8 protein-coding genes are annotated in these 17303 nt (G+C 27.4%); 3 read left to right on the top strand and 5 right to left on the bottom strand.

From position 1 onward, the window contains the following. From T386_RS0100830 to T386_RS0100815, 5 genes are all read right to left on the bottom strand, one after another. Positions 1–231 (bottom strand): preprotein translocase subunit SecE, encoded by a 231-nt coding sequence (locus T386_RS0100830; RefSeq protein WP_029513284.1) that lies wholly within the window; start codon positions 229–231, stop codon positions 1–3. Continuing rightward, positions 231–380, bottom strand: a complete 150-nt coding sequence (rpmG, locus tag T386_RS04480; RefSeq protein ID WP_084274147.1) for a 50S ribosomal protein L33 — start codon at positions 378–380, stop codon at positions 231–233. The genes T386_RS0100830 and rpmG overlap by 1 nt, the downstream gene beginning before the upstream one ends. 62 nt (positions 381–442) lie before the next feature. Continuing rightward, positions 443–1027, bottom strand: a complete 585-nt coding sequence (locus T386_RS0100825) for a sigma factor (protein ID WP_029513283.1) — start codon at positions 1025–1027, stop codon at positions 443–445. After that, positions 1017–1718, bottom strand: coding sequence for a 23S rRNA (guanosine(2251)-2'-O)-methyltransferase RlmB (rlmB, locus tag T386_RS0100820; RefSeq protein WP_029513282.1), 702 nt, complete (start codon positions 1716–1718; stop codon positions 1017–1019). Before rlmB ends, T386_RS0100825 begins: the two co-directional genes overlap by 11 nt. A gap of 46 nt (positions 1719–1764) precedes the next feature. Next, a complete protein-coding gene (locus T386_RS0100815; protein ID WP_029513281.1) occupies positions 1765–3003 on the bottom strand; it encodes a class I tRNA ligase family protein in 1239 nt (412 codons plus the stop codon). A 299-nt stretch (positions 3004–3302) separates the two neighbouring features. Here T386_RS0100815 and T386_RS0100810 point away from each other — a divergent pair, with 299 nt between their 5' ends. From T386_RS0100810 to T386_RS0100800, 3 genes are read left to right on the top strand one after another with little or no spacing between them, the layout of a single operon-like run. Next, positions 3303–13265, top strand: coding sequence for a PDxFFG protein (locus T386_RS0100810; protein ID WP_029513280.1), 9963 nt, complete (start codon positions 3303–3305; stop codon positions 13263–13265). 12 nt (positions 13266–13277) lie between these two features. Then, positions 13278–16205: an ABC transporter substrate-binding protein gene (locus T386_RS0100805; protein WP_029513279.1), complete on the top strand. Its 2928-nt coding sequence runs from the start codon at positions 13278–13280 to the stop codon at positions 16203–16205. 9 nt (positions 16206–16214) lie between these two features. Continuing rightward, positions 16215–17303 carry an ABC transporter permease gene (locus T386_RS0100800; protein WP_029513278.1) on the top strand — a complete coding sequence of 363 codons (1089 nt, stop codon included), beginning with the start codon at positions 16215–16217 and terminating at the stop codon, positions 17301–17303.

Below are 17303 nucleotides of genomic sequence, written 5' to 3'. Positions count from 1 at the left end.
TTATTTCCCTCCTGTTTTGATTCCTGATTTTGTAAAAATTAAGGTAACTAATGTAACAAAGCCAATTGCAATTAATGTGAACACAGCTGAAAAAATTATAATTTGGATAAATGATCATCAACTTTTTTTGGCTGAAGGCCATCTGACTCTTTTTAATTCTTTAACAAATTTTCTAATTAAATATTTTCTCTTTTTCTCTGTTTTAGGTTCTTTTTTATTTGTTTGTGTCATTATTTTTCTTCCTTGTGCACTGTGTGTTGATTGCACTTAGAGCAATATTTTTTTATAATTATTCTTTCAATGCTTGTTGTGCTTTTGTGTGTTCCATAATTTAGATTATGACATAGCTCACAGCTCAATGTTACTTTTCTTTTAAACATAATGCTTATTATATAAAATAATGTATTTTTTAAAATTATTTTACTAAGCATACATTTAAAGATTAGTTTCCAAAATAAATACTTATTTTATTTGCGATATTCTTCTTAATGTCGTTTAATTTTTGTGCACTATAAGGCAATCATTCTTTTGAAAAGATTAGGCTAATATTTGCTTTATCATTTTTACTAAAAAACCTATAAAACAGATTTTTAAAATCAATTTCATCAATGGCATCATTTATATTATTTTCGGTTGATTCATCTTTAACATAATACAGATCATCCACCGATGTCATATCAGAGTTCATTAATCTTTTTCTTCTCATTCAAAATGAAGTTTTGTTTAAGCAAAAATTCTTAACTACTTTTAGAACGTAATATTTAAAATTAGACTCTTTAATGTATTTGTATTTTTTAATAGCTGTTGCGCCTTCACTTAGAAATTCATTAAATATATCCTCAGCTGAAATAGGAATCTTTTTATAGGAAAAAATTGTATATTTTACAGTGTTGAAAATATCTTCTTTCAAATAGAAATAAATAATTTGCATTAATTCTTTATCAGCAAGATTTTGAATAAAATTTTCAATTTCTTTGTCATTTGTTTCAACTAATTTTTTAAACTGAAATATTTTTCTATTTATCATTTTTAATTATTTCGTACATTAAAATTCCTGTCGCCACTGACACATTTAAAGATTGAACAGTTCCAAATTGTGGAATATAAATTTTCTCGTCACAACTTTTTAGAACATGTTGAGAAATTCCTTTTTCTTCATTTCCAACAATTAAAACACATGGTTTATTATAAATAACATTACTATAAATTTGCGCTTTTTCATCAAGCGCAGAGCCATATATTCAATAACCTCATTGCTTCAATTTATCAATTGCAAAAGCAATATTTGCAACTTTAATTATTTTAATATTAATAAAACCACCAGAACTAACCTTTAACACAGTAGGAGTAATATCTGCTGATCTATCTTTGGGTAAAATAATATGAACAAAACCACTAGCATTAGATGTTCTTATGATTGCGCCTAAGTTATGAGAGTCTTGAATATGATCTAACACTAAAACTTTATTAGGTTTATCTCTTTTAATCGTTTCTAAATCGTAAATAGGAAAATCTTTTAAGAATGCGATATAACCTTGGTGATTATTGTTATCAAATTCTTTAAAAAAAACTGCGTCTTTAACAACTACCTTAATCTTCGAAAACTCCTTTATTTTTGAATAGTGTGATGAAGACAATACATAAACCACTTTAATAGGCAAATTTGCTTTAATAGCATCTATAACTGTATTGCGACCACATAAATATAATTCTTTCATAAAGGACTCCCGTTTTTTCATATATTTTTACAATGTTGATAATTATCTAAATTATGTTTTTTTTCATTAATTTTGCCCTTATTTCATCAGCTTTTTTATAGTCTTTTTCATCTATAAAAGAGCGTCATTCGTTAAAATTTTTAATATCATCTTTATATAATTTTTCAGATGTTAATTCTGGGTGGAAAACTGAAAGTAGAAAATATATATTTCTTGCTTGCTCAATATTATTATCTTTATTAAAATTTTTAATTTCATTATTTATTAAAAAATTAAAATCGGAAAAATCAAAATTTGCTACTGCTTGTAATGACTGATTAATAAAACTATTTTTATTAGGGTCTAATAATAGATCTTTTGATTCAAATTGCGTTAATATTTTAAAAACAACTTTTTTATATTTTGTCTCAATCATTTTCATATTAGCTAATAATTCATCAGTAATATTTATGTTTGCTGTAACTTTTGCATTCATAAAAATTAATTTCAAAATGGTTGGATTATATTCACTAATAAATTTATCAGCAAGGATAACATTCCCTAATGATTTAGACATCTTTTCTCCATCAAGATTAATTTGTCCACAACGCAATCATTTTTTTGTTAATGGTTTTTTAAATAATGAATAATGTTGAATATTCTCGTTTTCATGATGTGGAAAAGTTAAATCCATGCCACCGCCATGGATATCAACTCCTTCATCTTTAAAATATTTATAAATTAAAGCACAACATTCTGTGTGTCATCCAGGTCTGCCTAAACCAAATATAGAATCAAATTTGATTCCAATAGTGGTTGATTTTCAAAGGGCAAAATCTCCTTTAAATTTTTTATGCAAACTATTGTCTTCAAAAATCATGTTATCAATCTTTTGTTTTGAAACTGAACCATATGCTTCTTTATTTTTTAGGATATCAAATCACACATTTCCTTTTTCGTCACAATAAGCATTTTCAGATAAAATAAGTTGATTTATATAGTCAATAATTAAATCAAGATTATCAGTTACTTTATCAAGTTTTGTTATGGTATCAATATTTAAATCTTTTAATAATTTTTGGTACTTTTTAAAATATAAGTCAGCTATTTCTTTTTCGCTTTTGTTTTGTTCCAAAGCTCTATTAATGATTTTATCATCAATGTCTGTGATATTATGAACAAACATAAAATCATTTCCTAATGCTCTTTGTGCTTTTAGGCTTAAATCAAAAGTAATAACTGGTCTAAGGTTCCCAATATGTGGATCATTATAAACTGTTGGGCCGCATACATAAATTTTTAACATATGTAAATTATATATGTAAAAAATAGATTTATTCCTTTGCCTTTTATGCTTTTTAATTAAAAGATATTTTATTTATTAGACTGTTTTATAGGCAATTTATACAACTGCCTGTATAAATAATAAAACTAAAACATCATTAAAAATTCCACAATTTTAAGATTAATCTTTTTGCTATATAATTAAGCAATATATTTTTAATATTAATATAAGTAATATGTTTAATATTTTTTAATGATTATTTTATTTTATGAATGATTGTTTTCTTGTTTAATTATGTTGCTTATTTGTTAAGGAGAGTTATGGGGAAAATAAATTTAAAAAAACAAGTATGACATAAATACGTAATTTCTGCTGCAACACTTGTTGGTGTTACTGCTATAACTTTAGGTTCTATGTATGGCTATTCAAAAACTTCAAATGAAAAGCTTGGAAGAAAGAATCCATCAAGTAGTGCTGATTTAAAAAATATTTTTATCGATAGAAATGCTAAACCTAAAACTAGCTTTGTTGAAATTCACAACAATAAGTTAAAGGTTGAATATAATCCTGAAACCGAATTGGTTACTGTGGACGGAAAGCAAATTAACACTATTGACTATTTAGATCAATATTACGCTAAAAATCATGCACTACCATATTTGAATATCCAATATGGTTCATTTAATTTTTATAACCAATATATTGAAGCAGTTAGTCCAAAAGAATTTTATAAATTCACTCAGTGATTTATGTCAAATGTTTCATGAGGCCCAGAAATTATTACTCTTAAATCATTCTCGATTGTAAAAGGTGTTGAGATGAATGGTAATAGTATTACTCTGGGGTCTCACTCAAATAAAAACAAAGAATATACTACCATCAAGTTTTTCCCTGATGCGTTTTTTGGTACTCTCCCAATTTATTCAAGCCTTAGTGGTAAAGGTAATGCGCAAGACTCTTTAACTTATAAAATTAATAAAAAAGTTTTAACAGAACCAGAACTAAGAAATTTCTTGGCTAATATTGCTAAATATAATGCTTTATCTAACATTTCTGAAAAAACAATTAACAAAAACTTTTTTAGAAATATCACAAACGTTAAATATCTAAAAGGTCAAAAAGTTTTTGCTATAAGGAACAATGAATGAATGAAAAATATGGAAAGAATGGCCTTTTCATCATTTGAAAAAAATAGATTGTTAAATAAATCGCCATATCTTTTAATAATCGCGGCTCAAAATGAAGAAGATGCTAGAAAAAAACTATCTAACAAAATAGATGAATATAAAGCAGTAGATAAGTTTTCAATATTTTCAAACATTGATCCTGCAACAATTAAATTAGAAGAAAAAATTATTAGTAGTGCTGATATCAATTTTAATAAATACAATGATGTTAATAAAATCATTGATAAAGAACTTTTTATCACTTTTAATGACGGAACATCTTATACTATTCATAATAGTTTTAATGAAATTTTAACATCAGTAACGAATGCTAAAGGTGAAAAAAGTTTTGGACTTCTAAACAATTTTGTCCAAGTTGATAAAGCTATCGAAAAAATAAAAAATCAAATTGAAGACATTAATTCATCTTATATAGAAAGCATTAGATCAAAATTCCAAGATAACAAATTTTCTAATGATTTATTGGAAAAATCTATTTCACAATTTAATGACTATCAGTTGTTAATTAGAAAGTGATTAACACTTGAACAAACTATTAGCAATATGGAAAAAGACGTTAGAGGTTTTAGCAATGTAGTCCAAAATATTAGCAATCTTGAAAAATCATTAACTGAATATAATGAACAACTTCAAGAACTAAAAAATCAAAAACAAACCATTGAATCTCAAATTGGCGCTTCTACTGATCCTGCTGAAAAAAGAAAATTACAAAATGCTCTTGCAGCAGTGGAAAAAAGAATTAGAGATGTTGAACAACATATAGCAAAAGCTCAAAGCGATGTTAAGGCTGCTAAAAAAATAATTAATCCTAATACTTTTATTAACAACAAGAAAGAAGCAATTAAAGAAAGAGAAAGATTTATTGAAAGCCTTGAAAAGAATATTGCAACGATAGAAAAGGCGATAGATAAGGCAAAAAATGATAAAAAATTAAAATATAATCTTGAAAAGGAATTAGTAAATCTTAAATTCACAATAGAAAATGTAAATCAACTTAATAATGATGATAAAGAAGTGATTGAAAAAGTACAGAATAATAAAACATCAGATGGTGTTTTAAATGCTATTATTGAAACATTAAAGAAAAATAAAACAAGATTTACTGCTTTATGAAATGTATCAAACAACACTGGAAAAATAGCTGAATTAAAACAAGAATTAATCCAAAAATTTAATATAAAACCGGAAACATTTGAAGTTTTAAGCGACATTGTAACTTCTTATGATTCATTTATTAATAATGTTGATATTGATAAATTTTTATCTAAAAACTTTGAAAAATTAATATCTAAGAAAAAAGAAGCATTAATTAAAAAAGTTCATAAAACTGTTTTTGATTACAACAAACGTGTTAATAAATTTTTAACAGGAACAGAACCAAAAGATGAATTTATTGAGCAAGAATATTATTTCAGTGATATTGCTTATTTAGTCAATGAACTTGCTTCTGTTGAAACATTGGCCGAAGCAGATTCAAAAGCACAATTAAATTGAAGAGATTTTTATAATTTAAAACAATTTACTGACGATAGAAAAAATATCATTAAAAATGGTGAAACTGAATTTTATGTTTATTCAAAACAAACAAAGGACTTAAACGATGAATTTATTAAAAATAATCCTCATTTAGGTATTGATTTTAACCTTAATAAAATTGTTCAAAATCAAAAAGAAACTGAAAAAAGGATCGCCGAATTTAATAATAAAATTCAGGCACATGTTTTACAAGTTAATAATGTTTTTCAAATACTTTCTCCTTATTTTAAGGAATCTTTTGAATTGCCAAATAATTTCAAATTATTAGGAAATAATGATTTATACAAGATCTTTAATGATGAACAAATATTTAAAGAATTTTGATCGTCAAATCCTGATTCTGTGATCACATATTTAACAAATGCTCTAAATGGGATATCAACTTCAACTAATGAAAATAAAAAGTTAGGTTTGACTGGTTTATTAGATAAAATCAAAAATAACATTCCAGCATCAAATCTTGACGAATTTAATAAATTGATTTCTGCTTTGCAAACATCAGCATTGTTAGCAGAACAAGCTAAAGATAAGAATGCTGCTCTTGATATAATCGTGTCATATTCAAATTCATTGTTTGCTGCTAAATTATTAAGTGATCAATGAAACGCTCACAAAAATGAATCATGATTTGTATCGATAGCTCATCTTACTGCATTAGTAAATGTTATTAATGATGTTAATAAATCTATAAGTATCGCGAATAAATTAAAAAATAATTACGATGAATTAAGACATAATTTAATTAGTAAATTAAAAGATGAAATACTTCTTCAAAGATATGCTTATCAAATAAACTTTATTAAACAATTACCTACTTTTTCAAATCAAAAATTAAATGATAGCTACAAAAAAGTTTTATCACTATTTGATCAAAAAATCAATGAATTTAACAGTCTTGCTAATGAAAACATTAATCTAAGATTTGAATTCAATCAACTTCTTGGAGCCTTTATTTCTAATAATGCATCAAGTGATTTATTCAGTTTAGTTTTTGCTAAAAAAGCCTTTGAAACAGCAGAAAAGGAAAATAACCTTAAAACTACAATAAGTGATCTTAATAATAGCAAAGCGCAAAATAGTGCTATTTTGACAACTAAACAAAATGATTTAAAAACGGTTGGAGACGCACTAATCCTTGCTCTTGAAGCTACTCATGAAAATGATGTTGCTTCAAACAAAAACATGAAAACTATGATTGTTGAAATGACCAAACGTGTTATAGATTTTGTTGATGAATTTAATAATGGGTCGCCATCAGTATATCAACAATTAAATAATCATTACAGTCGTTTAGCAAACAATTTTATTGGTGAAAGTAATAATCTTCTTAATACAGTTAAAAGTTTAAAAATCCAAAGAGATGGAACAGCTGACTTAAAAGAAAAAGAAAAATTAACTACTCAAATTAATACATTAGAAGATAAAATTAAAAAGAATAGTGAAGTTATTGAACAAATAATTTATTTCTTAAACCAAGCAGAATTTTTTGCTAAATGATATAAAGAAGTAGTTACTGAATTCAATGAAATAATGACCAAAGTACAAGCCGATCAAATTCCTGCACTTCATTTTTTAATACTACTAAACAAATTAGAAGGGCATGTGGCTGAATTTATTAATGATAAAAAACTTGTTATTGAAAGAAATATTCGTTCAGATTTAAATAGACTAAAAGCAATTTTAGGTGAAATTATTCAACCTATGACACTTAAATATCGTTTATCAACTCATTTAAAATCGTCTGAATATTTCAAAATTCACCAAGAAACTATTAATTTATCAAACTCAATTAAAAGTATTGATATTGAGCTCAAAAAGTTAGAAGATTATTCTGCAAAACTAACTGAATTTTCAACAAATGCTGATGCAAAAACTGCTTTTGATGAATACAACAATAAATTAAAAGCTATTGCTGACATTAATGAAAAAATTATAAATAGTAATAATAAAATTTCTTCAATACTTCCAAAAGACGGACTTACAGAAATTCCAACAAATCCAAGTGGAATTGAACAAGCCCTTTACAATGTGTATTTAGAATCACAAAACATCTTGGCACAAGATAGAATTATTAAAAAAGCTAATGAAAATTTATCACAAATTAATGAAGCAAATTATTCGCTTAATAAGGAAAGTGAAGTTATAAAAGCTGGTGAAAAAAATGCTGGTGTTACCGATGATTTAAAGAAATATGATGAACAAATTAATTTATTTAACAACAATGTTAATGAATTCATCGAAACATTTAAAATTGGTTTATTTATTGAACAATTTAAAGCAGCTAATGGTGATTATGACAATCATGCTAATAGAAAATACTTTATTAATGAAAGAATAAAAGAAGTTCATGCAGATAATTTAATTAATGATGAATGAAAAGAATTCATGACTGCTTTATTTTCTAATATCGACGGCCTTAAACCATTGTCAATTGCAACTTTAAAAGAGTTCTTTTTAAATATACAACCTGTAATTCAAATTTTAAGTAATAATTTAGTTAAAAAATCTGTTGCTTTAAATGATGAAAGAAAACATTTTATTCAAAGCATATCGAATGAATTTAATAATAAAGTTATTTCAATACTTCAAGATATTGACGAAAAAGATGCAAGAAGTGGTCTATTTATTCAAAAAATGAATCAATTAAAAGATTTAATTGATAATTTTAAAAAACAAGTTATCGCCGAAAACATAGCTGACAGCGAAATTAAAAAACTTAATGATGATTTTTCAAAAATTAACTCTAGAATCGACACAATTATCTCTGAGGCTTCTGCTTATAAAACACTTCTTTTTGGTTATATTGATCATAAAGCATGATACTTAAATCAACATTTACGTAAAGAATATTTAGCAAGGATGACATTGCCATTTATCCAACTAGCAAAAAGAAATGATAATAAATCTTATAAAGAGTTATTGGCTCACATTAACCAAAAAAATAAAGCAGGTCAAATTAGTGATGCTGAATTATCTAAATGAACTAATGCTCTTGCTAAAATCGACAAAATTTATAATGAAATCTTGCCTTTTAATGGAAAAATAGAAACCCTTCCTCCTTATAGTGGCGGTTTAATTGATATTAACGAAATGTTCAATAAACATGTTGATAGATTATTTAAATCAGAATTAAAAATTGACAATCAATTAAAAGATTTAAAAACATACTTACTTGGTTTTAAGAAATTATTTGATCTTCAAATTGCTTCTGTAACTAATCATCACAAAGTTTATAATCTTTACAAGAATAACTTAAGAACTGCTACTGATGTATTAATTGAAACACGTAAGTTCAGAATTATTTCGGACGCTAAAAATCATGAAGCAAATTGACAAGCAGATCAGCTTACTAATGCTGATGATTTAATTGTCGCTAAATCAAAAATTGAGTTAATTGATATATTAACTAAGAAAAAAATCTTAAAACCTGGTGCTTCACATGAAGAAATAGATCGTTTAATTTATAAAATGGATATTGCAGATATTCAAAAAGATAAAACTAAATTAATATTTACATTAAAAAATATAGATAAAGAAAACGCTTATTCTAATGAGAATAATTTTGGTACTAAATTTGTTAAGTTTTCTGTTGATGCTAATTTAGATAAAAATTTAACTAAAACCATTAACGATTTCTTTAGCACAGTCGGATATAGAAAAATAGTTGCTCCAACATTGATTAAAGAGCAAAATGAAATAAAAAACTATGAAACGGGTAAATTAGAAAAAACATATGATGTTTTTGCTGATGCATATGAAAACTTAACTGATGAATTAATTAAAGAAGTACCTTATGCTGGTGAATGACTTGAAGGCCTTCACATTAGTAAAAAAGTTAATGAAAATGGCGTAATGGAATATGTGCTTGAAAACGGTAAATATTTAGGTTTTACAAAAGATACTCGTGTTGGTTTGTGAGCTATTTTAAAAATGTCAGATCCTAACTTTAAAGGTATTTCAACGGACTTTCTAAAATTTGTTGGAGCCCACGAATATGGACACCATATTACATTAAATGGAGCCCATGATCTAAGTAATAAAGGAAGCAATCCTATTTTTGTTAGTGCTCTTACACCAAATGCAACACCTAATATTAATAACTATTATAGTAAAGATGCTGTTGAGCTTTATCTTAAAGCACGTACACATGTTGAATTAAGCACTAAACGTCTGCTTGATGAATTCGGTGCTATTAAAGACTATGGTGAATATGGTGTATTTAACTTTGCCAAAAAAGATAAAAAAGGAAATATTGTCTTTACTGATAATCCAGGCGATGTAATTAAATCAATGGAAAAAGACTCTGATATTTGAGGCGTTGATTTAGAAAGCAGAGATTTATGAGCAGCGCTGGCTAATAAAAACAGACGTTTTCTTCAAGACTTTGCTGGAATGTTAGAAGCTGTAAAAAGCAGAAGGGTTCAAAACGGTTTAACTGCTCCTGGTGATGAAAAATGATTAAGTCCATTTGATATGTGAATTATAAATGCTATTGACTTTTATTCAGGAACTCTTAATCCAACAGTTAATAGCACACTGCCTAATGCTGCTGCTGTTAAATATATGGTTAAGGATGCTAATACTGGCGAATATGTATTTATGCCTGCATCTCTTTCTATGCTAAAAGGTGTTATTAAAGATGGAAAAGGCAACTATGTGGAATTCGCTGAAGTTGAAAGAAATGGTCATATTGAATTAGTTCCAAAAGTTGTTGAAGGAATTCAAGATGCAAAAGGCAACTATACTTTAATTACTAAAGTATTGATGTTTAATAAAGATGGCTCTCCTGTTATTAATGTGCCATTGAATTTTGATTTATCAGATAAAAATAATCAAAATTATGACCCATATGCAGTTGAATTTATTAACAAAAAAATTAAAAGTATTGAAAATACAATTAAATCACTTATCGTAGATAAATTTAATATTAATGGTTGAAATACTGCTGATACAAAATTATCCGTTGAACCATATATTGATGTTAACTACAGCACAATCAAGACTCTTCTTGGTTCATCTGTTCCAAATACAATTAATAAAATGTTCTTTAACATTTACAAAAATTATGTAACTAACAGAGACCCTCAAACAGGCTCATACAACTTTGTAGGCGGAAAACCACTGATGATTAAATATTATAATCTTGACGGTTCTGTAAATAAAACAAGTGGTTTTCCTGTTTCTGTACCAAGTTCATTAATTTATGGTAACCCATCATTGCTTACTGGCGGAAAACTTGCTGATGTAAAATTTAGTCATGTTCTACAAACATTATTTACAGCGGGCAACAATTTAAATAATATGATGAATGCTGGTGCTGGTCAAATACTATATTTAGATAAAGATAATATGTTTATGCCTAATAGTAAGTTGGATGCTGCTTATACTGATTTATTCTTCTCACAAAGCATTCCAAAAGATTATTTACAACTATTTCAAATAAAGAAAACCATGAAATGGCTTTCAAAATATACACCTACATTTATTAGCTCAGCTAATAATCCTAATGGTATTTGAAATATGATGTCAAATAACAATCAAATAGTAACATTTGCTAGTTTAAAAAATGCTGATTTTAATTTAGTTAAAAAACTTAGATTAAACTACTCAGCTGGTTTAAGACAATTAGATAATAATGTTTTAAACGGTTTATTTGGACTATTTAAAAACAGCACAGGCGCAACTGGAATTAATTTAGAATTTAATAACTATAAAGAATGGCTTAAATTTGTAACTGTTGATTTTAAAGAAGCTGTTTATGATGCTAATACAAAAACCGTTAATTGAAATATAGACTATGTAAAATCAAAAATTGATTTAGATAAGTTTATAAATGACTATAAAACAAACGTTTTAGATAAATTAGATTCTATGCCAGAATTATCTGATGTTGAAAAAACATCGTTTAGAGAATTTTACAAAACTGCTATGGATGATAGTTCAAATCAAATATGAGCTAACGAAGTTATGAGAAGATTTAGTTCATCATTATTTGCAATGTTTACATCTTGTTATAACATAGAGCAGTTAAAATCAAATCCAAACTATATGTGAATTTTTGACTCTAAACATGGCTATGGCGAATTTAAGAAAAATGAATTTAAGATTGCCGATGCTAATAGCAAAAAATGAGAAATTGATGGCAAAGGTTTAATTAAGGCCTATGACAAATTAGCACAATCATTTGGCGTCTCTCTCAGTCATCTTAACCTATTTGATTCATTGGTTTTTGATGGAAAAATTCAAGCTTATACTGACCAAACATTTGTTAATATCGCATTGCAAAAATTTGGATTACTTGATATATTTACATCATTAGCTACTGCTTCATTCTGAACTAGTCCATCGCAAGATGTAATTGATTATTTTGCTACCAAAAATGAGCGTAAGTTTAATGAAATGTTCTCGGACTACACATATAATTTTGCTGAAGTTATTAACCGTGATAACTTACAAATAACATATTCCCCTGCTAATAGTGAATTTGGTAATATGCCTGCCTTCTTATCTGGTATTAGTGAAGCTAATACTGGCCTTGAATATATAGTTGATGGTACAGCAACAAGCAAATGGTTAAATAAAGCCATTAAGCTTTCAGATAAAAAAGGTAGAAGCGGAATTACTAATGCTATTCGTGAATATGAAGAATTAATTGATATGGAAGAAAAATACAAAGCTCAAGCGCTTGGTTTAAAATACAGAAAAAGCGCACTATCACAAGATAAAAACTTAGATGATAGTCCTAACTATACTAATAGTTACTTTGGTGAATTCCAATCAATTAATAATGGTTGATTTAAGGATAGATGATATCGTGACTTCTTAGGTTTCAAACTTTATGATGATAAAGGACAAGAAATAGTAGATGATACTATTAGAATAAAGGACTTGGAAGGCAATATAGTTAACACACGTGCAAGAGCATATTGACAATACTATATTCAATCACAAGGTGTCGGAAGAAGAAATATTACAAGTATTTGAAGAGATGCTAATAAAGATGCTGTTGCTATGTTTGGTTATCTAAGCAGCGATATTGCTGATAAAGCTAATTATTTAGCCTTTGAAGATAAAGAAACCGGCGAAATTAAAACATTGAAAATTACAAAAAATAGCACTAATAATATGTTTTATTACAAAACACAACATATTGAAAATGAAAAAAGGTTTAATGAAGCTAAAAATGATGAAGAGAGAAACAAAATTCGTCATACATTAGCACAAGAAAAATATGATTACACAGATGCTAATGGCCATCACAAGGGAACTGGTTTTGTATCATGAGTTAGTGATTACGCTATTATGTCTAAATATAGAAATGCACTATTATTGCCTGGTCATACATACAAAATTTACTTCTCAAGTGATGCTGAAGGTAAAAAAGATATCCTTTATGCTGATCTAGGCGCATGAGAATCTCTTGCTGAAAATGGAAAGACATTCTCACAAGCTTCAATTAGAATTGCAAAATCTGAAAAACCTTATAAAACAGATAATTACGGAAACAAATATTATGAACATACACTTTATGTATATGACCAATTTAATGGTGTGAAATAGAAAGGAGGCTTTATGAAAAAAAGAATAAAACTATTATTAGGAACTTTTGCGTCAGCTTCCTTCACTATTCCATTTATTGCTGCTAGTTGCGGAAAAATGGTTAGAGACTACGACCTTGGTTTAGTGTCTGAACCAATTAACTCATTGAACTACATCAAGTTCGCATCAGTTAATAAAATACTTCCTTCATTAGTTGAAGCACCTTTAAAATCAGGCCCTAATGAAGCCCTTAAAAGAATATTAAGTCTGCCTGAAATTCCAATGGGAGCATATAATAATACTGAAAAACTTACAGCTGAAGAAATTGAAAAAGGCATGACTCTAACAGACAAATATTTCGCTAATGTTCAGCCTTCTGCTGAAGCAAGCCGTAGATTTTATCCACTTGATCAATTTGGTACAACTACAGGAACCCTTTCAGCAAGTAAAACTCAATATCAACCCGTAAGTATCTTGCAAAGCAATAACAAGATTCAGTCAATGAATATATTGCTTAATGATGGTAATAGTCGTTGAAGCAACGGTGATGAAGTAACTGCCGATGACTATATTGATGCAGCTCATTATATTTTTGACTTAGCAACAGGTTCTCAAAAATTAACAAATATTTTACAAAGAAAGTTTGACAATGCTCAGGCTGTTGTTGATGCTCAACAAGAATATATAAAAGAATTTGGTATAACATACAACAACCCATTTCAATATCCTGATTTAAAACAAGTTGATAATAAATATATTTATGATGTGTTTAATCCTAAATATAAGGAAACCTATAAATCTCAAATTGATTTAATTTTAAAAAGTCAAAAATTTAAAGATAAAACTCTTTCGAGCGCGGAAATTGATGCTTTAAAAACCAAAGAAAGAAAAATTTTAGATAACTTAAAGCAAGCTGTTTATAGATTAGGCTTGTATTCAGGCCGTTTATATTGAAATTATTCAAATAGAGAAATTTTATCCAGTGTTCCTTATTCTCCTAATTTTGATCCTAACGCTGACGAAACCATAATTATGCTTCCTAATTATGATTATTTATATGGTAAGCACACTAATGAAGAACTTAAAAATATCCCTCAAAGAAAAGCAGTTAAAATTAAAAAATATGCTTTTAGTGATAGACGCCAAAAATATAGTCCTTTGTTTGAAAATTTACTAAAAAAATCAAGAGCATTAAAAAATAAATTATCTGTTACTTATAATGAAAATAATGTTGAATTGTATAATGAAGCCGTAAATAAAATTTATAAAGAAAACACTTTATCTAATGATTTTATAGACAACTTCAATACCAAAGATTACAGATGAAGTCGTGAATTAGCCTTAGATGAATACTCATTAAGAATTGAATATTCTGCTAGTGAGCCAGCTTCTTTATCTAATGCAGTTCAAGATCTACAAACAAATTTAGTTCCTATTAATAGAAAATTTGTTGAGATTAATGGTGGAATTAATGAATTTGGCCTAAGACAAGATAGGTTTTTAACAACTGGTCCATTTTTGCTTGATAATGTTGTGCTCGGTCCACAAGGATTTTTAATGTTAAAGAAAAATCCACATTATTACTCATCAGACAAAACATCTAGTGAAAGAATAAAAATTTATTTCAGTTCAGATCAAAATATCAATGCTGCTCTTTATGATGATAAATATATTGCTGCTACAAAAATTCCAGCAATTCAACAGTTAGCATATTGGACAAATAGTGACTATAGAAAATATATGAAAAAATCTTCTGGTTTTGGAACTATTGCACTAGCATTTAATCTTGACCGCGAGAGATATGAAACATTACCTAATGGCAGTGACTCTAAATATTTATATGACGAAAATTTAAGAAGTGCTATTTATTATGCTATTAATAGAAACGAAATGCTTAATATAGTTGGTTGAAACTCATCATATCCTGTTATTACATGAACTGCCTTTGGTCAAGGTTCATCATCATTTGGTGATGCTATTGAGATAGCATTTGACCATGATGAAATGTATACAAAGTTCGATAGTAATTTTAAAAAACCTATTCCAGTTCAAAATTATAAACATCTAGATCACCTTTCAAAAATGTACAATTTTGAACACGTTGATAGAACTGATAAAGCCTTTCATTTAGATATAGCTAATCAATATATGAATCAATTTAAAAAAGATCATCCTGAGGTTAAAAAATTAACATTGAGATATATCTCAAATTCAACTGACGAGCAACAAAATGCAGGTATTGCTTTACAAGATTTTATGAGAAAAGCTTTCAATGGTTTTCTTGAAATTGAAATTAAAAGCCTACCTGAAAATGTTTATGAAGATTTTAGAACAAAAGGACAATTTGATTTACTATACAGAAACTTTGATACATTTGGAACAGATGCTTATAGCTATGTAAAAGTATTTTTCAAAACCGACGGTATTGATAGTAAAAATGCTAAGCAAACTGGTTTTAGAAATAACCCTGCTGGTTCATGAACTTATGGTGATTATTTTGCTAAATTAGGCTATAAATTAGACGAATTTGGCGTTCCAGTAACTGATAAAGTAAATGAAGTTGAAGCATTAAGAAAACGTTTAAGAATTAATATTAAAGTTTGAAACAAAATCGTTGAATTAGCATTGATTAAACATACGTATAAAGATAAAAAAGGCAATATTAAGCACGAAACATTAACTCAATTTAATGACCGTTTTACATCATTTTTCACTAACCAATTTACAAATGAAGAAGTGGAAGATGGTTGAACTGAACAAAGTGCTTTTGCCATTATTGGCGCACTTGAAAAAATAGTTCGTGATGGTGCTCCAGTTGTTCCGTTGATGGAAGTTGATACATATTGAGAAATATCAAGAGTTAATGGAACTGAAAACTTGTATTCATATTCACTGCAATTTGCTTACGATACAGCTTATCCACCAAAACCATACCTACCAACAGATATTAAAGAAGAATAGGAGATTAATATGGAAGACACATACCACAGAAAAGCTAATTTTGAATATGTTGATGATTTATCATCACTTAATAGTCAAAAAATAGTTGATGTCAGCCGACCAGTCGACTTTACTGGTAAAAACAAAATAAAATATAAATGATATCAGCAAGTTTTTAACATACGCTCACCATGAGTGAAAAGTATGCTAAAGGCTTTTACTATTTTATTTGAATTTATTGTTGTTGCTTTTATAGTCATCACTATAACATTTTTCCTTATTAATTCTGTTCCAGGTGGTACAGGTTTAACTGCTGGTTTGGATGAAGCAGCTAAAAAGGCTGTTGAGGAAAAATATGGACTAAATGAACCATTAATTGTGCGGTATGGCATATATTTGAAAAATATAGTTAGATTAGATTTTGGAATTTCGCTTTCTGTTTTTCCAGGTGAAAAAATTAATGACTTTGTTTGAATTCGTTTTTATAAAAGTTTTTTAATTGGAATATTTTCAGTAATGCTTACTTTATTAATAGGAATTCCATTAGGTGTTTATGTTGGAATGAATCCTGACAAGCTACCAGATCATATTGCTACACTTATTGTTTCGATTTTTTCATCTATTCCTTCATTGGTTTTTGCTTTATGGCTCTTATTAATAGGAAGAAAGTTAAATATGCCATATATTTTTAATGAAAAAGATATATCTACATATGTCCTACCTGGTTTAGCTCTATCGCTTGGTTCTATTATTGTATATATTAAATATATTAGAACTGAACTTAATCGTGAACTTAATTCACAACATTGCAAGTTTTGTTATTTAAAAGGTATCACAAAACGTCGTTTTGTTTGAACTCATGCTCTTAAACCTGCACTTTTCCCTATTGCTACATTCTTCCCAGTTGTTATTTTTGGTAGTTTTATTGGTTCAATGTTTATTGAACAAATATTCTTTATCACTGGTTCAGGTGGATTATTGCTTAATGCAATTACTTCAAAAGATTACAATATTATTTTATTTATGGTTACACTATTCTCATTATTAACAATTCTTTCATATACATGTCGTGATGCGTTATATCAAATTGTTGACCCTCGTGTAAGGAAAAGAGGTTAA

This window comes from Mycoplasmopsis primatum ATCC 25948, from assembly GCF_000702785.1.
Lineage (GTDB): Bacteria > Bacillota_I > Bacilli_A > Mycoplasmatales > Metamycoplasmataceae > Mycoplasmopsis > Mycoplasmopsis primatum.
The sequence above is the reverse complement of the archived record's forward strand: the minus strand, read 5'-3'. Positions and strand labels throughout refer to the sequence as shown.